General features: G+C 38.5%; 12 protein-coding genes and 1 tRNA gene. 8 read left to right on the top strand and 5 right to left on the bottom strand.

Going from position 1 to position 21,319, the window contains the following annotated elements:
• Window positions 1-207 precede the first annotated feature (207 nt).
• Window positions 208-293: transfer RNA gene (locus ACYIAJ_RS03875), tRNA-Leu, on the bottom strand.
• A 7-nt stretch (window positions 294-300) separates the two neighbouring features.
• Window positions 301-672 (bottom strand): preprotein translocase subunit SecG, encoded by a 372-nt coding sequence (secG, locus tag ACYIAJ_RS03870; protein ID WP_483558550.1) that lies wholly within the window; start codon window positions 670-672, stop codon window positions 301-303.
• A gap of 312 nt (window positions 673-984) precedes the next feature.
• On the opposite strand from secG, the gene thiI reads away from it, so the two are divergent.
• From thiI to ACYIAJ_RS03845, 5 genes are all read left to right on the top strand, one after another.
• Window positions 985-2,439, top strand: coding sequence for a tRNA uracil 4-sulfurtransferase ThiI (thiI, locus tag ACYIAJ_RS03865; RefSeq protein ID WP_483558548.1), 1,455 nt, complete (start codon window positions 985-987; stop codon window positions 2,437-2,439).
• Window positions 2,440-2,555: 116 nt separating this feature from the next.
• Window positions 2,556-3,278: a response regulator gene (locus tag ACYIAJ_RS03860; protein ID WP_483558547.1), complete on the top strand. Its 723-nt coding sequence runs from the start codon at window positions 2,556-2,558 to the stop codon at window positions 3,276-3,278.
• 29 nt (window positions 3,279-3,307) lie between these two features.
• Window positions 3,308-4,687 carry an envelope stress sensor histidine kinase CpxA gene (gene cpxA, locus ACYIAJ_RS03855; RefSeq protein WP_483558546.1) on the top strand — a complete coding sequence of 460 codons (1,380 nt, stop codon included), beginning with the start codon at window positions 3,308-3,310 and terminating at the stop codon, window positions 4,685-4,687.
• Between the two features lie 18 nt (window positions 4,688-4,705).
• Window positions 4,706-5,191, top strand: coding sequence for a tRNA (uridine(34)/cytosine(34)/5-carboxymethylaminomethyluridine(34)-2'-O)-methyltransferase TrmL (trmL, locus tag ACYIAJ_RS03850; protein ID WP_483558544.1), 486 nt, complete (start codon window positions 4,706-4,708; stop codon window positions 5,189-5,191).
• Between the two features lie 459 nt (window positions 5,192-5,650).
• Window positions 5,651-7,354 (top strand): hypothetical protein, encoded by a 1,704-nt coding sequence (locus ACYIAJ_RS03845; RefSeq protein WP_483564359.1) that lies wholly within the window; start codon window positions 5,651-5,653, stop codon window positions 7,352-7,354.
• 1,932 nt (window positions 7,355-9,286) lie between these two features.
• Here ACYIAJ_RS03845 and ACYIAJ_RS03840 read toward each other — a convergent pair.
• Window positions 9,287-10,699, bottom strand: coding sequence for an FAD-dependent oxidoreductase (locus ACYIAJ_RS03840; protein ID WP_483558539.1), 1,413 nt, complete (start codon window positions 10,697-10,699; stop codon window positions 9,287-9,289).
• Between the two features lie 13 nt (window positions 10,700-10,712).
• The gene (gene gltB / locus ACYIAJ_RS03835) at window positions 10,713-15,170 is read right to left on the bottom strand and encodes a glutamate synthase large subunit (protein WP_483558537.1); all 4,458 of its coding nucleotides are present in this window, start codon (window positions 15,168-15,170) and stop codon (window positions 10,713-10,715) included.
• 378 nt (window positions 15,171-15,548) lie between these two features.
• Here gltB and ACYIAJ_RS03830 point away from each other — a divergent pair, with 378 nt between their 5' ends.
• Window positions 15,549-16,730, top strand: a complete 1,182-nt coding sequence (locus tag ACYIAJ_RS03830) for a BaiN/RdsA family NAD(P)/FAD-dependent oxidoreductase (protein WP_483558536.1) — start codon at window positions 15,549-15,551, stop codon at window positions 16,728-16,730.
• A gap of 20 nt (window positions 16,731-16,750) precedes the next feature.
• Here the strand turns inward: ACYIAJ_RS03830 and ACYIAJ_RS03825 are convergent, their stop codons facing one another.
• Window positions 16,751-18,190, bottom strand: a complete 1,440-nt coding sequence (locus ACYIAJ_RS03825) for a sigma-54 interaction domain-containing protein (protein ID WP_483564407.1) — start codon at window positions 18,188-18,190, stop codon at window positions 16,751-16,753.
• Window positions 18,191-18,448: 258 nt separating this feature from the next.
• Between ACYIAJ_RS03825 and dokD the strand changes: the two genes are divergently transcribed.
• Both dokD and ACYIAJ_RS03815 read left to right on the top strand, forming a co-directional pair.
• Complete coding sequence (gene dokD / locus ACYIAJ_RS03820; RefSeq protein WP_483564358.1) at window positions 18,449-19,846, top strand: ornithine/lysine decarboxylase DokD; 1,398 nt, start codon at window positions 18,449-18,451, stop codon at window positions 19,844-19,846.
• Window positions 19,847-19,898: 52 nt separating this feature from the next.
• The gene (locus ACYIAJ_RS03815) at window positions 19,899-21,305 is read left to right on the top strand and encodes an APC family permease (RefSeq protein ID WP_483558532.1); all 1,407 of its coding nucleotides are present in this window, start codon (window positions 19,899-19,901) and stop codon (window positions 21,303-21,305) included.
• The last annotated feature ends 14 nt before the right edge of the window (window positions 21,306-21,319 follow it).

Raw genomic sequence — 21,319 nt, 5'->3', positions numbered from 1 at the left:
GAGCAGGTGATTGTTATTATTAAATGGGTAACCTAAATAGCTATTGTTGAGTAATTCAATCTAATTTTTGTTTTCGAACTATAGCGTAAAAGGTATTATTACAAAAATTACAAACTGCTTTAAGTTGCTGAAATAGTCTTCAAGGCTTTTTATTGCTGGATTTGATGTGCTTTGTTGGATTTAAAAGAATGTTACTGTTTATTGATTTGGTGCCGTGGGCGGGACTTGAACCCGCATGCCCTTAGAGCACTACCCCCTCAAGATAGCGTGTCTACCAATTTCACCACCACGGCGCCGTTTTTATTCTGGAATATCTGATGTCGAATTTTGTTGCACTGGTTGAACAAGTGGTGCTGTTACAGGTGCTGTATTGTCTTCGTTTGATTGTGTTGTTGGTACAACATCATCAATGATGTTAAATTCATTGGTTGAAGTGACGCTAGGTTTGCTACCTAAATTTGATAGTAAAATGCTTATCACAAAAAACAAAATACCCAATAGTGTTGTAGCACGGGTTAAAAAATTCCCACTTCCTGAAGAGCCGAATAAAGTTGCCGATGCGCCTGCACCAAAAGATGAGCCCATATCTGCACCTTTGCCTCGTTGTATTAGAACTAATCCAATGATAACAATTGCAATAATTAAATAGATTATAATTAAAAACTCGTACATTTCAACCTGTCAATTTTATGTGTTATACAACAGAATTTATTGATGCGAAATATTAGCGAAAGACAGAACAACAAGCAAGTAAAATTTAAGATATCATTGATATGTTTTGAACATTTATCCAATTTAATAAGTAAAAACACGCTATTTATAGCTGAAAATTATCTTTTTACATAAAGTATTATTGCTTTATTAAAAAATAAACTCATTGGAACTTTCTTCATTTTATAATTTCACTATTTTTCATAATCGATTGTATGTTTTGGAGGAAAACCAGTATAATGTCGCCATATTTATATAGTTCGCATTGATTTTATGAAATTTATTGTTAAGCTCTTTCCTGAAATCACCATTAAAAGTGATTCTGTCCGTTTACGCTTTATTAAAATATTAACGAGCAATATTCGCAACATTTTAAAGCATCACATCGAAAATGTTGCTGTTATTCGTCATTGGGATTTTATTGAGGTTCGTCCAAAGGTTGAAAATAGCGAGGCTCAGATACTTGAGCTATTAACACGTATTCCAGGTATTCATCACATTCTAGCTGTTGATGAACTTACCTTTGTTGACGTTCACGACATATTCGAAAAAGCATTAAATTATTATGCACCATTAATTGAAAATAAAACCTTTTGTGTGCGAGTTAAACGCCGCGGAAAACATGACTTTACTTCAATTGATGTTGAACGCTATGTTGGCGGTGGGCTTAATCAACATGTTGTGTCGGCTAAAGTGAAATTAACTAACCCTGATATCACCATTAACCTTGAAATTGACAAAGACAAATTACTACTAGTCAAAGGGCGACATGCTGGGATTGGTGGTTTTCCAACAGGCACACAGGAAGATGTTTTATCGCTCATATCAGGTGGTTTTGATTCTGGCGTATCAAGTTACATGTTAATGCGTCGCGGTAGTCGGGTGCATTATTGCTTTTTTAATCTAGGTGGAAAAACTCACGAAATTGGTGTCAAACAGATGGCTCATTATTTATGGGAGCGATTCGGAAGTTCGCATAAAGTGCGTTTTATAGCCGTTGATTTTTCTGATGTTGTGGGTGAAATACTTGAAAAGATTGATGATGGGCAAATGGGGGTCATTTTAAAAAGAATGATGATCCGCGCCGCATCGAAAATTGCTCAACGTTATAATGTCGAAGCGCTTGTCACAGGCGAAGCATTGGGGCAAGTATCGAGCCAAACACTAACTAATTTACGATTAATTGATAATGTAAGTGATACATTGATTTTACGTCCACTTATCACGCACGATAAAGAAACAATTATCAATCTTGCACGTCAAATAGGCACTGAAGACATTGCTAAAACAATGCCAGAATTTTGTGGTGTTATATCCAAAAGTCCAACGGTTAAAGCTATCAAAGAAAAAATTGAAGCTGAAGAGTTGAATTTTGATTTTGCCATTTTAGATAAAGCCGTTGAGAATGCTGAAAATATCGATATTCGTGAAATAAATAAACAAACTAACACCACAATTACCTTGGTTGAAACGGTTACGATGCTTAATCCAGATGATGTTGTTATCGACATTCGCTCTCCGGAAGAGCAAGAAAATAATCCACTCATATTGAGCGACAATGACATCAAACTTATCCCATTTTATAAGTTAGCAACGAAATTTGGGGATTTGGATCAATCAAAACAATATTTGTTATATTGTGAACGAGGCGTTATGAGTAAATTACAAGCACTTTATTTAATTGACCAAGGTTTTAATAACGTAAAATATTTTGCATATAAAACTTAACAATACTTTACTATATTATTGGTATTTTTTACATATATAATGGGCGTTATATATGGAAATTGTATTGGTTATTAAGGTAAAAAGTATCAAAAATGTATTATATAAAGAGGACTGTAATGAGCAGTAAATTACTTGTAGTTGATGATGATCCTGAAATTGCTTTATTATTGCGCGAACTACTTGAATTAGAGGGATATCAAGTTGAAGTAGCCAACAATGGTATTGAAGCTTTAGAGAAGTTTGACAGCACAATAGATCTCATCTTACTTGATATTATGATGCCTGAAATGAATGGATTTAGTGTATTGTCTCAACTTAGAGGTAAGTTTACTGTTCCTGTTATATTTTTAACGGCTAAAGATAATGAGTATGATAAAGTTATTGGGCTTGAACTAGGTGCTGATGACTACATCTTAAAGCCATTTAATGATAGAGAGCTTATTGCTCGAATTAATGCACTTTTACGCAGAACTCATTGGGATAATATTATTGATGAAGATTTAAGTAAACCGAATCAATATACTATTGATAAACTGAATGTAAATCGAAAGCAACAATCAGTCTATTTTGATAACAAATATATCGGATTAACGGGCATGGAGTTTCAAGTGTTAATTAAACTCCTTGAAAATGCAGGTAAAATAATTTCGCGCGATACATTAAGTGAAACAGTTTTAGGCAAAGAGTTTGTTCCACTTGCTCGATCGATTGATGTTCATGTTTCTAATTTACGAAAAAAACTTCCGCCTAGGAGTGATGGTTTGCCGTGGATTAAAACATTACGTTCTAAAGGTTATTTATTTGTCATTGATCAAAATGATGATTTGTTGCAAGGCTAAGATAATATTTATATGAAGGTCAGTTAAAAATGTGGCTTTTTGATCGCCTAACAATTAGAATTTTTACTATATTTTTACTGACTATAGCGTTTTTTCTCATGTTAATTATGGTGTTACCAAGTCTTGATTCTCGAAATTTGACTTATTTGGCAAATAAAGATAAAGAAAGTGGTAACCTATTAGCTAACCAAATTGAACATGATCTTGTTAAAATACCTAAAGATAGCTTTCGGTGGTGGATGCGTTTCATCGTTGCTATGGATAGTCATCAAAAACCAGGGCAATCTTTATTTATTGTTACACCTAATGAACAAATCATTACAGCTGAAACTAAAAATATTGATTTAATCAAAAATTTCAGTGAAAAATCGCATAATGTTGCCGATCCAGCAAGAAAAATCTATGATTCTCAAGAAATTATAGGACCTTTTTTACTTCATTATGCTAATGCAGAATATCAACTATATATTTTGCAACAAGCCACAGATACACAATCTCAATTTGTTAACTTCATCTTTGATCACCCTTTGCTATTATTAACCTTGACTATGCTTGCAAGTTCTCCATTTTTACTTTGGTTATCTTGGAGTATAGCTAAACCAGCACGACGCTTAAAACAAGTAGCAGATCAAGTAGCAAAAGGAAATTTACAAGAAAGGCCAGAGCTTGAACAAATCGGATCGTCTGAATATAAAGCAACGGGGGCTAGTTTTAACCACATGTTAAGGGAACTAAAGCGAATGCAAGATGTGCAACAGCGCTTGTTTTCTGACATTTCTCACGAATTACGTACGCCTTTAACTCGCCTACAACTTGCGACCTCGTTATTGCGACGCAAACAAGGTGAAAGTAGCGAAGTTGTACGAATTAATAATGAAGCATTAAAACTTGATTCAATGATTGGGGATTTGCTCTTATTGGCAAGACAGCAATATGACAATAACGAAATTAGAGAATTTAATAAAATTAATGTACTATTTAAACAAGTGCTTGATAACGCCAGTTTTGAAGCAGAACAGATAGGGAAAACATTTTCAGTCGCAACGCCACCAAATAGCCAGACCATATTATGCTATCCCACAGCCCTATGTAGCGCGCTTGAAAACGTGATTCGTAATGCATTTCGTTATTCAAATAAAGAAGTTATTATCAATTTTACGGTACAACAACAAAAAATAACCATAACCATCGATGACGATGGCCCTGGTGTTTCAGAAAGTGAACTTGAGCAGATTTTTAGGCCATTTTACCGCACAAGCGAAGCTCGCGACCGCGAATCAGGCGGAACAGGGCTAGGGCTTGCTATTGTCGCTAATGCCATCATCCGCGATCACGGCACTGTCAAAGCAGAAAAAAGTCACCTTGGTGGACTGAGAATTGTGATAATATTACCAATTCATAAATATTAAAAATAGAAGAGAAAAGTTTTGTCCACATCAGCTTTAAACATCGTTTTATTTGAACCCGAAATTCCAGCCAATACTGGTAACATTATTCGTCTATGTGCTAATACAGGCTTTAACTTACATATTATTGAGCCTATGGGATTTTTTTGGGACGACAAAAAGTTAAGACGAGCAGGACTAGATTATCAAGAATTTGTGGATGTAAAACGCTACAAAAACTTTAACTGCTTTATGGACGAAAACCAAATAGACCTACAAACTCAACTTTATGCACTAACCACAAAAGGACAAAAACCACATAGCGAAGTCAATTACAAACCAAATGACTTTTTAATATTTGGTCCCGAAACCCGAGGTTTACCTGCAACCATACTCGACTTATTACCCCAAAACAAAAAAATACGCATTCCCATGCTAGCAACAAGCCGCAGTATGAATTTATCTAACTCGGTAGCGGTTGTGGTATACGAATCGTGGCGCCAATTAAATTACTTAGGTGCAAAATAGAGTATTCACTTTCAAAAAAACTAATTCCATAAAAAGTTGGTCAGGAAAGGCATTGATTTTATTGAAGTTTTTGTTTTGCTATTTTTAAGCTAAATCAATCACTTACACAACCTAAGCAAGGTTCCGGCATACAAAAAATCAACAAAACTACGAATAGCATATTTTAATAACAGCCGTTTAATCACCTAAAAATTGGTCAGAAAAGGTACTGATTTTATTAAAGTTTTTATTTTGTGTTTTTTTTATTTAAAAACTCCGCCAAAACCATTCCCCAAAACCATTCCCCAAAACACACCACCAAAAGATCAACATTATACACTTAACAAAAATTTACAAATTTTTAACAAAAAAAGTAGCGCATTATAAATCAACCGGTTATAATTTAAGCGCTTTAAAGCAAAGGAAAGCTCGTTAGTGAGCAGTTAGTTATAAAAAAATGTAAATAAAACAAAAATTTACTTGACAGGACGATCGAAATGCATTACCATGTATGGCACATGGCACATGGCCTGCCAAACCTATGCCCTAAATCTTTTTCAATTTCACTGTAGTCGAAATCAGGCACAGTTCTTATTTTCATCACCGAAGTTATCGAGTTCATCGCGTTTGGCGAGGTTGCCGAATTTATCGCGGTCTTCGGGCTTGGCATTATTGCCGAGGTTATCGTTGTGGTTAAGTTTTTTACTTAGCTTACTTAGTTTTTCTAATTTTTCTATCTTACTTAGGTTAGCTGGTTTATTTAGGTTATCTAAATTACCAAGCTTACCTAGATTCTTGTTATTCTTCTTCGTGCTGCTCTTATTGTCATATACACAGAGTTCTGTGGCATTAACGGCGCATACATCAAGAGTCATTGAAGGTACTCCGCCATATTTAACGTTCGACGGTGGTCGAACAAAGGTAACAGATGCAGACAGTTTGTTGTCTATTAGGTTGCAGGATGGTCGGGTTATCACGCCATCTACTAATCCATCAAGTGCAGCAAATCCGATAAGTTTGCCGTATGTGGGGAGTAATTTAGGCCATATAGCAATGGTCATTCCTTCGTCACAAAGTTCAATTAGTATAAATGATTTGGTTGTTCAGGGTAATTGGGGAGATGATGATGGAGATGGACAGGGTACAAGTGGTGTTACCGCATCGGGGAGTATATCGGTATCGTTTACGGATAAGGATGGCAATACGGTTAATCGTAGTGATGCATTGGATATATGTAATGCTCCTTATAGGGTAAGGTTAGTAAGTACAGAAGGACGTTTAACTACTCAGTATGGAGTGCCAAGGAGTAGTAGTTTTAGTGGAGCTACGGTGGATTATTATATCAAGCCGTATAACACTGTTGCTCGTATTTGTCACGCAAGGCCGAATCTTACTTATGGCATAATCTATCGCGCCGGCCCATCTAACATATGGTCTCCTACAAAAGGTTTTTTAGTTCAGTCAACAAGTCCATCATCTTACAACCGAAACTTTCCGACAATGGGTGCTGATGGGTTGTATTTTGATTTGCACATAGAAGGAGTCGATGCAAGTCAGTTGACGTGGTCTGTTGTCACGAATGGTAGTATAAAAGCAACGGTAAGTTGGAGGCAGCCAAATCAAGGCAAAAACGAAGATGAATGGATTAAAGATAAATCCAGTTATGTCACACGGGTAACGTTAAGCGGTCCTAGGGCGGATAGCACTCAGGTACAGTCAGCTACTCCTAATCCATTGATTGTGCCATCTTTGCCACAGACGTTTGAGTTAGTCGGTAGGGATGGTCGTGGTAATGAGGTGAGGTATGGATTTGTGTTAAAGCAGTGGTTCGTCCATCGGGGTGGTGAATTCGATACTCCGTCTAACCACTCATCTTGGTGTAGTCGTTTGGGTTATCGTATTGCTAGGGTAAGTGATTTAACCAATGCAGTCAGAACAGATTTTCCTAGTATTTCTATTGCCACGCCGTCATCAGGTTATAATGGTTACTCGCGACAAATAGGTGCAGGATTTTTTTCTGAGTGGGGTTGGATGGACAAATACACTAATGCAGGCTTCGCCAACTACTTCTACTGGACGAGTGACTCGGTAGGTAATAATCAGTTCTATGTCAACTCGACCGACGGCTACATCACTTACAACCACATATTCTATAAAAGCAATGGCGTTTGCGTCACACCTTAGCTTTTGATATTTAATCCTTGGGCCGCGGGGGCGGTTATGGTGCTTGAGAGGGCAATCTAACAAAGAATAAAGCCCCCGCGTCAGTTGGGGCATTTTCCCTTCGGGTTGTGCTGTTGCGGCGAAGCCACAATAGCGCCGCCCCCGCCGCCAACGCTGAAAGGTGGTTGGCAGTCCTAGTGATTACACTGTGGCGGTTTAAATGTGTGCTCTATTTATAGTGCAACAAGGTTTCGGACGTTTTGACCTTTAGTGAACAAAATAGCTACAGTGACCACGTCCAAGCAAAGGAAATTAAAGCGAATTCCCTTTGCAATCCCACGCTTTGGCTGCAGAATGTGGCCTGCGGCACTACTCGTATCATCCTGATACTCGCCTCTACGAGGCCATCTTCGCTGTGCTCAGATGTTCAAATTTATTCCAGACAAATTTGTCAGACACACCACAAACACGCCAAACATCCCTGTTTGGCGTGCTAACCTCGCTCTGTTGTCGGCACATTCTGACGCCGGAATAAGACAAATAACATAATCTTAGGTGTTTTGAGTGAATTGTTTTTTGTTAAAAGTAATGTAATTACATCCAAAAAGTGGTTAGGAAAGGTATTGATTTTATTGAAGTTTTTGTTTTTGTATTTTCAAGGAAAATCAATCGCTTAAACAACCTAAGCAAAGCGCCGACATACAACAAATCAACAAAACCACGAATAGCACCCCAATAACAGCAATTTAACCGCTCCAACCCCTTTTTTTAACGACAATTTAAAATTAAATAAAATCAATAAATTATAAAACAGCTCAAAAAAAGAATTTTCAAAGATGAAATTGTTGTTTATCTTTATACAGCAAGATTTATCAAATCTTGAGCTCTACCTTAACGCCGTGTAGGCGGTTTAGAAATTTCCAGTTAAAACGCTCAAACAGAGACCACGCCTTAACGCGTGCAGGCGTTTAATTAAAATAAATTATATAATTATAAAAACATAATATCTTCCAAAAAAGATGGTTGTGTTGTTTGTTTTATTCCGGCGTCAGAATGTGCCGACAACAGAGCGAGGTTAGCACGCCAAACAGGGATGTTTGGCGAGGCTATGCTTCGCTTGGAGCGAATCATAGCCGGTGCGTTAAGACCGAGCGCCGGCGTCGGGCAGCCGAAGGCCACATTCTGCAGCCAAAGCGCGGGATTGCTAAGGGAATTCGCTCTAATTCCCTTAGCTCGGACGTGGTCACAATAGCTATTTTGTCCACCCAAGGTCAAAACGTCCGAAACCACCGCACCTAATTCATTCTATCCACCAACCCAAAAAAAGACCTGATTTTCCGCCAAAAATCGGTCAGAAAAGGTGTTGATTTTATTAAAGTTTTTTGGGCTGTTTTTTAACAAAAAAAACCTTATAAAAACACAATAACCCATCCCAAAAACGATGGTTATGTTGTTTGTCCTATTCCGGCATCAGAATGTGCCGACAACAGAGTGAGGTCGGCACGCCAAACAGGGATGTTTGGCGAGTTCTGCTGCGTCTGGAACGACAAATTTGTCTGGAACAAATTTGAACATCTGAGCACAGCCGAAGATGGCCTCGTAGAGGCGAGTATCAGGATGATACGAGTAGTGCCGCAGGCCACATTCTGCAGCCAAAGCGTGGGTTGTTAGGGAATTCGCTTTAAATTCCCTAACTCGGACGTAGTCACGATAACTATTTTGTTCACCCAAGTCCAAAACGTCCGAAACCACCGCACCCAATCCATCCTATTCACCAAAACAAAAAGGCCTGATTTTCCGCCCAAAAATCGGTCAGGAAAGGTATTGATTTTATTAAAGTTTTTTTGGTGATTTTTAACCAAAAATACCCCAAAACCCAATTAAAAAGCCCGCTTATAACAAGCGGGCTTATACTAATATCTAATTTAATTTTAATTTAAACTACAACAACCTTCAAACTTCCAAATAACTCAAAATACCTTCAGCCGCTTTGCGCCCTTCACTAATCGCCGTTACCACTAAATCCGACCCCCGAACGGCATCGCCACCGGCAAAAATTTTAGCATTACTCGTTTGGTAACCGTTAGCTTCTGGCGCAATGATTCGACCTTGTGCATCAAAATTAACCCCTTGTTCTTCCAACCATGGCATAGCATGTGGCTTAAATCCAAATGCCATTACCACTGCATCGGCAGGGAGGACAAATTCTGAACCTTCAATTATGACTGGCGAACGTCGACCTTTTGCGTCGGGCTCGCCAAGCTCGGTTCGGACCATTTTTACGCCTGTCACTTGCCCAGTGCTGTTAATTTCAATGCTTAGTGGTTGTACATTAAATTGAAACTGTGCGCCTTCTTCTTTGGCGTTTTTTACTTCTCGCTTTGAGCCTGGCATATTGGCTTCGTCTCGGCGATAAGCACAAGTGACTTCGGTAGCGCCTTGGCGAATCGAGGTACGTACACAGTCCATTGCCGTATCACCACCACCAAGCACAACCACACGTTTATTTTTCATGTCAATGTAAGGCGTATCTTGGCTTTGTTGATGTTGCATGAGGTGCTTGGTATTGGCAATTAAAAATGGTAGTGCATCGTAAACACCATTAGCCTCTTCGTTTTCAAGTCCTGCTCGCATTGATTGATAAGTACCTGCACCAACAAATACGGCATCAAATTCATTGATTAAGTCGGCTAATTGCACGGTTTTGCCTACTTCAGTATTTAGTCTGAATTCAATGCCCATTTCGGTAAATATGCGGCGTCGGTTAATGAGTACTTCTTTGTCTAATTTGAAAGCAGGGATACCAAATGTCAGTAATCCGCCAATTTCAGGGTGACGGTCAAACACCACTGGTGTTACACCATTGCGCACTAAGACATCAGCACATGCAAGGCCTGCTGGGCCTGCACCAATAATGGCGACTTTTAGCCCTGTTTGTTCAACATTCGATAGGTTGGGTTTCCACCCCATTTTAAAGGCTTCATCAGTAATATAACGTTCAATATTTCCAATGGTAACCGCACCAAATTCGGCATTTAAGGTGCAAGAGCCTTCACAAAGGCGATCTTGTGGACAGACTCGACCACAAACTTCCGGCAGGCTGTTGGTTTGGTGCGAGAGTTCTACCGCTTCTAGAATTTTACCTTCGTTAACCAGTTTTAACCAATTGGGAATATAGTTATGTACAGGGCAGCGCCATTCACAATAAGGATTACCACAAGCTAGACAACGATCGGCTTGTGCTTGTGATTGCGAGGCAGAAAAGCCCTCATAAATTTCAACAAATTCAATTTTGCGGATGTTTAACGATTTTTTAGGCGGATCAACACGTTGTAAATCGATAAACTGATAAACATTTTGACTCATTTTCGTGTTCTCCTTACTGTGCTTGAACGCGCAGTTCTGCCGATGAGCGACTGCGGTGTCCAAGTAATGCTTTGACATCACTGGATTTTGGTTTGACTAGGGCAAATTGTTTAGCAAAATTGTCCCAATTGGCCAAAATATTTTCGGCTCGTGATGAGTGGGTTAGTTGAGCATGTTCCATAATTAAACCTCGAAGGTGTTCTTCATGAATGGCGTAATTTGCGACGTTTAGCATTTCGACCAGCTCTTTGTTGATGCGTTTGTGTAGTTCGCCATCTTCATCTAAGATATAAGCAAACCCACCTGTCATACCCGCACCGAAGTTGACCCCTGTTTTTCCAAGTATACAAACAATACCGCCTGTCATATATTCACATCCATTATCACCAATGCCTTCAACAACGCTGATGGCACCGGAATTACGTACGGCAAATCGTTCACCTGCTCGGCCGGCGGCAAATAATTTGCCACCTGTTGCGCCATATAAGCAGGTGTTACCCGCGATGGTTGCTTCATGACTTAAAAATGCCGAGCCTTGCGGTGGGCGAATGACAATGCGTCCACCAGCCATGCCTTTACCAACATAGTCGTTGGCATCGCCAGTTAGGGTTAGATCGACACCACCAGCATTCCATACACCAAAACTTTGCCCCGCCGTGCCGTTGAAGTTTAGCGAGATCGGATCGGTGACTAAGCCTTGATCGCCATATTTTTGAGCAATATAGCCTGATAGGCTTGTGCCAACCGAGCGATCGGTGTTTTGAATGTCAAAATAGAAGCTTTTGCTTTGACGGTTATCAACAAATTGTTGTGCTTGTGTGAGGATCTCTTTATTGAGTACCCCTTTATCAAAGGGTTTGTTATCTTCTATGCAGTAAACCGGTTTGCCTTCAAGTGGGGTGGCGGTTTTTAGCAGTCCAGATAGATCTAGTTTTTGTTGTTTCGCAGTGATGCCGTCAAGTTCTAATAATAAATCAGTCCGTCCGATTAAATCGACAATTCGACTTACGCCTAGTTCTGCCATCACTTCCCGTGTATTACGTGCAATAAAGCGGAAGTAGTTCATGGCTTTTTCTGGCAGGCCATGATAGTGCTCGCTACGTAATTTTTCATCTTGTGTTGCAACACCTGTTGCACAGTTATTAAGGTGACAAATACGAAGATATTTACAACCCAATGCGACCATTGGACCAGTTCCAAATCCGAAGCTTTCCGCTCCTAAAATGGCAGCTTTGACAATATCGGTACCAGTTTTTAATCCACCGTCAACTTGTAGACGGATTTTGTGGCGTAACCCATTGGCGACTAAGGATTGTTGTGTTTCAACCAGTCCAAGTTCCCACGGTGAGCCGGCATATTTAACCGACGTTAATGGGCTAGCACCGGTTCCCCCGTCATAGCCAGAAATGGTGATGAGGTCAGCATAAGCTTTAGCAACACCGGTTGCAATGGTTCCAACCCCAGGTTCAGATACTAATTTGACCGAAATCATTGCGTTAGGGTTAATCTGTTTAAGATCAAAAATAAGTTGTGCCAAGTCCTCAATTGAATAGATGTCGTGATGAGGCGGCGGCGAAATCAATGTGACACCCGGTACCGAAAAACGTAATTTTGCTATATACGGTGTGACTTTATCACCAGGTAGCTGACCGCCTTCACCCGGTTTTGCTCCTTGTGCGACTTTAATTTGAATAACATCAGCATTCATTAAGTAACTTGGCGTTACGCCAAAACGGCCTGATGCAACTTGTTTTATGCGTGAAACTTTTATGGTGTTGTAGCGTGCTGGATCTTCACCACCTTCACCTGAATTGGAGAAACCTCCGAGTGTATTCATGGCTTCGGCAAGCGATTCGTGCGCTTCAGGGCTCAGCGCACCAATTGACATGGCGGCTGAGTCAAAGCGTTTGAATAGCGATTCTTCAGGTTCGACTTGTTCCAGTGGAATAGCTGCATCTTTAGGGGGATTGAGCTTTAATAAATCACGTAATGTAGCAATAGGGCGATTATTGACGATATCAGTATAACGTTTGTAATCGTCATAATTGCCATTATTGACCGCTTTTTGTAGTGACTGCACCACATCAGGGTTATAGGCATGATATTCGCCACCATGAACAAATTTAAGTAGTCCACCTTGTTCTAATGGTTTTCTTTTTAACCATGCACTTTTCGATAAGTTAAATTGGTCTTGCGTAAAATCATCAAAATTAGCGCCACTAATACGGCTAGTAACACCTTGGAAACAAAGTTCAACCACATCCTTATGTAATCCAACCGCTTCAAACAGTTTTGAGCAGCGGTAAGAGGCAACGGTTGATATCCCCATTTTAGACATGATTTTGTATAGGCCTTTATTAATCCCATTGCGGTAATTAAGAATTGCTTCGCGATAAGATTTATTTATTGTGCCATTATCGACCATTTGACCTAAGGTTTCATAGGCTAAGTAAGGGTAAATTGCTGTTGCTCCAAAACCAAGCAGTACTGCAAATTGATGTGGGTCACGACAACTTGCGGTTTCAACAATGATATTGGCATCACAACGTAAATTCTTTTCAACTAAACGCTGTTGTACAGCACCCACCGCCATTGGTGCCGGAATTGGTAAGCGATCGGCCGCGATGTTTTTATCTGATAAAATCAGTAATACTGTACCATTACGAACTTTTGCCTCGGCATCACCACATAATTGTTCAATGGCATCACGTAAGCTGCCATCAATGTCATAGGTGATGTCTAATGTTTCTGATTTGTAGTAACGCGATTCTAACGCGGTTAATTGTTGTAAATCAGAATAAACTAAAACTGGATATTTAAATGCCACACGATGCGCTTGACCTTCTGCTTCGGCAAATACATTCATTTCTCGACCGATGCTGGTTGAAAGTGACATAACATGCGCTTCACGTAGTGGATCGATAGGCGGATTTGTGACCTGTGCAAATTTTTGGCGGAAATAATCATAAATTAAACGAGGTCTACTTGATAATACGGCAAACGGCGTATCATCACCCATTGAGCCCGTGGCTTCTTGCCCATTTTCACCGAGTACACGAATGCATTGGTCAAGTTCTTCAGCGCTATAACCAAACTGTTTTTGATAAGTGGCAAGTAACGTGTCGTCGTAATTGCGTGAACCAATGTTATCATCAGGTAGGTTTTCAAATGGTATTAGCTGTTTAACATTTTTTGCCATCCATTCTTTATAAGGATGACGTTTTTGTAAATCGTTGTCTGTTTCAGACGATTGTAGTATGCGACCTTCTTCGGTATCAATAACTAATAATTCACCCGGACCAACACGACCTTTAGTGACGACTTCGTCAGGTTGGTAGTCCCAAATACCAATTTCAGAGGCGCAGGTAATAAGTTTGTCTGTCGTTATTACATAACGTGCAGGACGTAATCCATTACGGTCTAAATTACATGCCGCATAACGTCCATCAGACATGACAATACCCGCAGGTCCATCCCAAGGCTCCATATGCATTGAGTTGAAATCGAAAAAGGCACGTAGGTCTTCGTTCATGTCAGGGTTATTTTGCCAAGCAGGGGGAACAAGCAGGCGCATAGCTCGTACAATATCCATTCCACCAACAAGGAATAGCTCTAGCATGTTATCTAATGAACTCGAATCAGAACCAGTGACATTAACAAACGGTGCGGCATCTTGTAAGTCTGGAATGAGTGGCGTTTTAAATTTGTATGAGCGCGCTTTTGCCCATTGTCGGTTACCTTCGATGGTATTGATTTCACCATTATGCGCCAGATGGCGAAAAGGTTGCGCTAATGGCCAACGTGGCACGGTATTAGTTGAGAATCGTTGATGGAATAAACAAATAGCCGTTTCCATGCGGATATCAGCCAAATCTAAATAGAACCGAGGTAAATCTTTAGGCATACATAAGCCTTTATAGATATTGACCTGATTGGAGAAGCTGCAAACGTAAAATGTATCGTCTTTCACCCGTTTTTCAATTCGACGACGCACCATATATAAACGACGCTCTAAATCGATTTTTGTCCAACCGGCAGGGGCGTTGACAAACACTTGTTCTATTTTTGGTAGTGATGATAATGCTATTTCGCCCAGTACGCTTTTATCAATCGGTACTTCACGCCAACCTAGAATAGATAAGGTTTCTTCAGCGAGTTCTTGTTCAACAATCTCGCGGCTTGCTTGTGCTTCTTTTTCGTCTTGGCTTAAAAACAGCATACCAACGGCGTAATTGGTCGCTAATCGCCAACCTGCATCTTGTGCTACTAATCTAAAAAAACGGTCAGGTTTTTGTAATAAAAGACCGCAACCATCGCCTGTTTTTCCATCAGATAAAATGGCGCCACGGTGTTGCATTCTGGCTAAACCGTGAATTGCTGTACGCACCACTTTATGACTTGGTTGCCCTTCAATGTGAGCAATTAGCCCAAATCCGCAGTTATCTTTTTCATGATGCTGGTTATATAACATATCATTGCCTCTAGTTCATCGCTTTTATAATTTGAAAAAGTATAGGCATTAATCCCATATTGGCTATGAAATTAAAGAAAAATCGTATTTTGGTCAAATAAATATTACTTATAAGTCAATCTTTTAATAACTGTTATTGGCGTTATTAATAAAGCTAATAATGGTAATTATTGCTATGATTTTTAATGGTTTTATAAGTCAATACTAGATTTTGGTAATTTTGGTGGATATGTGGGATATAAGTTCTTTTTCTTTTTTGTTAAAAAGTTTCATAAAAAATTGTCTTTTAGTATAAAACATATCGCAAAATTCAATGGCTATTAGTGGTGGTTGTATACTGTTATAATTTATTATCTGTAAATTTTTAATATCTCAATTATGCAAACGAAAATTACAATTGTAGGCGCTGGCGCTGCAGGGCTTTTTTGTGCCGGCTTGCTGGGGCAAAAGGGCTATGATGTTACTGTGATTGATAATGGTAAAAAAGTAGGACGCAAAATTTTAATGTCTGGCGGGGGGAAATGTAATTTTACTAACTTGAATATTGAGGCTAAGCATTATTTGTCCCAAAATCCGCATTTTTGTAAATCGGCATTAAAACGTTATACGCAGTGGGATTTTATTCATTTGGTTAATCAATATCATATCGCTTATCACGAAAAAGAGCATGGGCAGCTGTTTTGTGACGATTCAGCTCAACAGATTGTGAATATGTTAGTTAAAGAGTGTCAAAAAGGTGGCGTGAGTTTTATGTTGCAAACGCAACTTAATGATATTGAATCTGATACTGAGAAATTTAAATTACATACTTCAAAAGGTGTAATTGAGAGTGATAAAGTTATTATTGCAACAGGTGGATTATCTATGCCTGCGTTGGGTATGACGTCGGTAGGATATAAAATTGCCGAAAAATTTGATCTGCCAGTTGTTGCTGTAAAGGCTGGCTTAGTGCCTTTTACACTGCATAAACCTTTGTTAGATGTGCTGTCAACGCTGTCTGGTATTTCGGTGCCGGTTGAAGTGTCGAACTCAAAAATTTGTTTTAAAGATAATCTGTTATTTACTCATCGGGGATTATCAGGTCCTGCCATTTTGCAAATTTCAAGCTATTGGCAAACTGGTGAAGCAATTAAGATTAATTTGTTACCTGATAGGCAATTCGAAACGGAATTTAAACCATTACTTGAAGCAAATCGCAATCAAAATATAAAAAATTGTTTAGCGCAGATTTTACCTAAAAGACTCATTGAAGCATTAATACAATTAAATTTAGTGTCTGATTTAACGGTGAAGCAACTTACTTCTAAACAGCAACAAAATCTTTATGATACTTTGACGCAATGGTCCATTGTCCCTAATGGTACGGAAGGGTATCGTACTGCCGAGGTAACATTAGGTGGGGTAGGTACTGATGCGTTATCATCAAAAACTATGGAGACAAAAAAACAGCCTAATCTTTATTTTATTGGCGAAGTCGTTGATGTGTCAGGTTGGCTAGGAGGGTATAATTTTCAATGGGCTTGGAGTAGTGCTTTCGCTTGTGCTCAAGCGTTTGATTGATTGTTTTGGGGGTGATTAGATTAATCACTAATTACCCCCATTTGAATACGATATTTTTTGACTTTATATTGTAAAGTTGTGCGTGAAATATTTAATATTTTTGCAGCTGTGATAATTTTACCATTGGCTTGATTTAAGGCATCAATGATAAGTTGTCGTTCATAGTTTTCTACTTGTTGGGTTAAGTTGTTTCCATTTGGTGATGTGTTTTGTGTTGTTTTGTCTGGTTTACTGCTGTTCTCGTCCTGATAAAATGAACTATTGAGATCAAATAGCTCTTCATCAAGTGTGATATGCTGTAATTCACCAGGTTCGCTTTGTAATACCATACTTCTGACTATTGCATTTTCAAGCATCCGGACATTGCCAGGCCAAGGAGCTGATATTAGTTGTTGTAGCGCATGTTCGCTGATACCGCTGATGATGATATTTATATCGTTTTTATGCTTATCAATAAAATAACGCGCTAAAACGGGGATGTCTTCTGTTCTGTCGCGTAAAGCTGGGAGCTTTATTAAACCAACGTTTAATCGATAAAACAGGTCGTTTCTCATTTTTCCTGTTTTTAGTAATTCTGCTGGTGATTCGTTCATCGCTGCAACAATACGAACATCAGAATACATTTCTTTATTACCACCTAGTGGCCAATAGGTCTTTTCTTGTAGGAATCGTAATAATTTGCTTTGCATATCTAAAGGCATGGCATTTAATTCATCAAGAAATAAGGTACCACCATTGGCAAGTTCTAAATAACCTTGTCGAGTTTCTGCTCCTGTGAATGCACCTTTGACTGTACCGAATAATGTGCTTTCAATTAGTGTCGTCGGTAATGCGCTACAATTAAGGGATATGAAGGGTTTTTGTCGGCGTTGGCTTGTTTGGTGTATTAAACGGGCAAATAGCTCTTTACCTGTGCCTGTTTCGCCAACAATTAATACAGGAACATCATTTGCACCTAACACATTGGTTTGATCGATAACCTGTTGCATTTTTTGTGAAACAAAAACGATTTCGGGTAATGGCTGTTCTTTGTTTTGGTATAACTTGCTATTTAGGGTAAAAACTTGGTCTTGCAATTGCCTTACAGTAGATAAATTTCGTCCTATTTCTATTGCACCGATAATTTCTTTATTTGTGTTATAAAGTGGCACTGTTGTGTGCATGTAGTCAACAAGCTTGCCGACATGATTGTAATAGCTTTGGTAATTATCTTGATATTCTTTGCCTTGTTGTAGAGCTTGCAGCATGGTGCTGTCTTCTTTTCTCATCTTTGGATAAACTTTGAGTATTGGTTTGCCAATAGCTTGTTCCATCGGATAACCATCTAGTTCTGCACTTTCTTGATTATAATAAATATATTTTCCTTCCTTATTGATAATGGCTATTGGTTGATGGATTAGATCAAAAAAATGTTTAAATATATCTAGCGATTGTAATAATTCAGGATCGATTGTCATGATATTAGTGCCTTTTAATTTTGAATTATTTTTTAAGTCTTGCTTAGGTTAATTTAAATCCTTTTCAACTCTCACTGGAATGACGAATTTTTGTCATAAAGATATATTTTACACTATATGACTAATTTTGTTTGTGGTGATTATTTTTTAACTTTATGATTATTATTTATTTTTTATTTGGCATACTGATTGCATTACAGGTAAGAAGCCATTTTTCTTATTCATTATGTTCTTTTTATGTATTAATTAACTGGAGGTCATATGTCTGACTCAATTATGTCAAATTATAACAAAATACGTACAGATCTTGTAACTAAAGATCGTCGTTTTAGTGCTGAAAGTGGCAAACTATGTTTTGATGGTATTAATTTAGAAAAGTTAGCCGAAAAATATCCAACTCCTTTTTATGTGTTTTCTGAAAAGGAAATTGATCGTAATGTGCAAGAAATCAAAAATGCATTTAAAGCGCATCCAAATACAAAAATTTTCTATGCGTCAAAAACCTGTTCTGTAATGGGCGTGCTTAAAGCGATTAAAGATGCCGGTATTTACGCAGAAGCCAACTCAATGTTTGAAGTGCGTAAATGTTTAGAGATCGGTTTTCCAGGTAGCCAAATTGTTTTCAATGGTGTTGTTAAAAAACCTGTGGATTTAGAATTTGCTATCCAAAATGATCTTTATATTATCAACGTAGATAGTTTATATGAACTTGATATTATTGATGACATATCAAGACGTTTGAAAAAAGTAGCAAATGTTTGTGTGCGTGTTGAGCCAAATGTTCCATCAGCAACTCACGCAGAATTGGTAACGGCTTATCATGCTAAATCAGGTATTGATTTAGAACAAGCAGAAGAGACATGTCGTCGTATTTTGGCAATGCCATATGTGCATTTACGTGGTTTACATATGCATGTTGGTGATCAGGTGCCTGAAGCAGAACCTTTTGCTAAAGCAACGAAGGTTTTAGTTGATGAATCACGTCGCTTAGAAGAAGTGCTTGGTATTAAATTTGATTTAATCAATGTAGGTGGGGGGATTCCTGTTCCATATAAATATGATGAAGAAAATGGTAATCCATTAGAAGATAACATGTATGCAGGTATTACCGCACAAGATTTTGCTGATGCTGTTATTAATGAAGTGCACAAGTGGCGCACTGATGTTGAAATCTGTATTGAGCCTGGTCGTAAAGTAACTGGCTCTGCTGGTGTGCTTGTAACTGAAGTAGCCTGCGAAAAATGTAAAACTAATTACGATTTGGACGGTAATATTGAAGAACATGTTGAATGGAAATTTGTTGATGCAGGCTATAGCGTTTTATCTGATAGTCAACATTTTGATTGGTTCTTCTATGTTTATAATGCCTCTAAAATCAATGAAACACATGATGAATACATCAAATTAGCAGGTCCTTTATGTGATGGTGGTGACTATTTCCACGTTGGTGTTAAAGGCGAAGAATTCTTAATGCCAAAAGACACTCAAATTGGCGATATTGTTGCTTTCCTTGATGCTGGTGCTTATACCATCGAAAGCCAAACTGTTTATAACAATCGTCCTCGTACTTCTGTTGTAATGATAGATAAAGAAGGTAAAGATCGATTGATTCGCCGCGAGGACACTTACGAAGATATGGTTGGGTACGACATCTATTAATCATCAATATCTGGGGCATTTTATGCCCCAGATATTATAAAGTGAGGTTATTATGAGTGATTCTAAAGATTCAAGTTTGCTGGGTATTAAAGACATTGTATTTATGAATGTCATTGCAATACTGAGTTTACGACAAATTCCAAATGTTGCTCCATATGGCGCATCAGCAATGGTACTTTGGTTACTTGCCGCATTTTGTTTATTCTTTCCATTAGCGATGGTGTGTGGTGAACTTTCAACCGGTTGGCCAAAAGATGGTGGGATTTTTGTTTGGGTAAAAGAAGCATTTGGTAAACGTATTGGTTGGATTGTTGTTGTTTGCTTTTTGTTTTCTTGTGTGCTTTTCTTCCCATTAATGTTGCAATTTGGTTTTACTGCAATAGGGTATATGTTTAGTGCTGATTTAGCCCAAAACCAAGTATTTATTGGTGTTGGTTCTATGGTTGTCTTTTGGATTTTGACACTAATGAATATTAGGGGAATGCAATGGACTAAAATTATCAATAGTGTTAGTGCATGGCTTGGTGTATTTATTCCTGCTGCTATTCTTATTGTTTTAGCTATTGTATGGTTGTTAATGGGTCATCCAATGGCAACGAGCTATAGCCATGTTAGTGATTGGATTCCTGATTTAAGCAGTTGGGATACTATCGTATTTTTATCAAGTATGATGTTTGCGTTCGCAGGTCTCGAAGTGGCGCCAATGATTGCTGGACGGACACGTGATCCTCAGCGTGATTTTCCAAAAGCGATGTTGGTTTCAGCTGTTGTAATTGTTGGTATTTATATGGTGGGTTCATGGGCAATTAATACGTTGTTACCTGCAGAAGATACTGATATTGTTGCTGGTGTTATGCAGGCGATGGAAGCTGCTGCCAATGAATTACATATGCCTTGGTTATTACCTGTTATGGCAATTTGTTTATTCTTTGGTGCATTAGGACAAATTAACTCGTGGTTAGTAGGCCCTATTTATATGTTACAAGAAGCATCAAAAGAAGATAATTTGCTTGGTGAACGTATAGGTCGTTTACACCCAGTATATAAAACACCTGCTTTTGCTTTAATTATTCAAGCAATTATTGTGACTGTGCTTTGTTTTTCAACATTTGTGTCACCAAGTATTGCAGCGGCATATTGGATGTTAACAGCACTTACAACAATTTGTTATTTTATTCCGTATTTAGTGATGTTTATTGCGTATTATCGTTTACGCTTTACTCAATCTGATGTACCGCGTAGCTTTAAAATCCCAGGTAAGGTTATGCCGATTGTTTTACCTGCATTAGGGTTTTTATCAACGCTATTTGCTGTAATTTTGGTCTTTATTCCACCAGCCCAAATTGATATGGGAGGGTATGTTGAGTATATCGCCAAAATAGTAGGTGGTGCTGTGCTTGCTATTGGTTTAGCTGAGTGGATTTACTATCGAGCACAAAAACGTAACCGTTCGCAATAGTAACAATATATAGA

Source organism: Gilliamella sp. X-46, assembly GCF_057063525.1.
Note: the sequence above shows the minus strand (reverse complement) of the source record. Positions and strands in the feature narration are given on the sequence as shown.

Coding starts and splice junctions, on each gene's coding strand:
- secG (WP_483558550.1), bottom strand. CDS start 672: ATGTACGAGTTTTTAATTATAATCTATTTAATTATTGCAATTGTTATC.
- thiI (WP_483558548.1), top strand. CDS start 985: ATGAAATTTATTGTTAAGCTCTTTCCTGAAATCACCATTAAAAGTGAT.
- ACYIAJ_RS03860 (WP_483558547.1), top strand. CDS start 2,556: ATGAGCAGTAAATTACTTGTAGTTGATGATGATCCTGAAATTGCTTTA.
- cpxA (WP_483558546.1), top strand. CDS start 3,308: ATGTGGCTTTTTGATCGCCTAACAATTAGAATTTTTACTATATTTTTA.
- ACYIAJ_RS03840 (WP_483558539.1), bottom strand. CDS start 10,699: ATGAGTCAAAATGTTTATCAGTTTATCGATTTACAACGTGTTGATCCG.
- gltB (WP_483558537.1), bottom strand. CDS start 15,170: ATGTTATATAACCAGCATCATGAAAAAGATAACTGCGGATTTGGGCTA.
- ACYIAJ_RS03830 (WP_483558536.1), top strand. CDS start 15,549: ATGCAAACGAAAATTACAATTGTAGGCGCTGGCGCTGCAGGGCTTTTT.
- dokD (WP_483564358.1), top strand. CDS start 18,449: ATGTCTGACTCAATTATGTCAAATTATAACAAAATACGTACAGATCTT.
- ACYIAJ_RS03815 (WP_483558532.1), top strand. CDS start 19,899: ATGAGTGATTCTAAAGATTCAAGTTTGCTGGGTATTAAAGACATTGTA.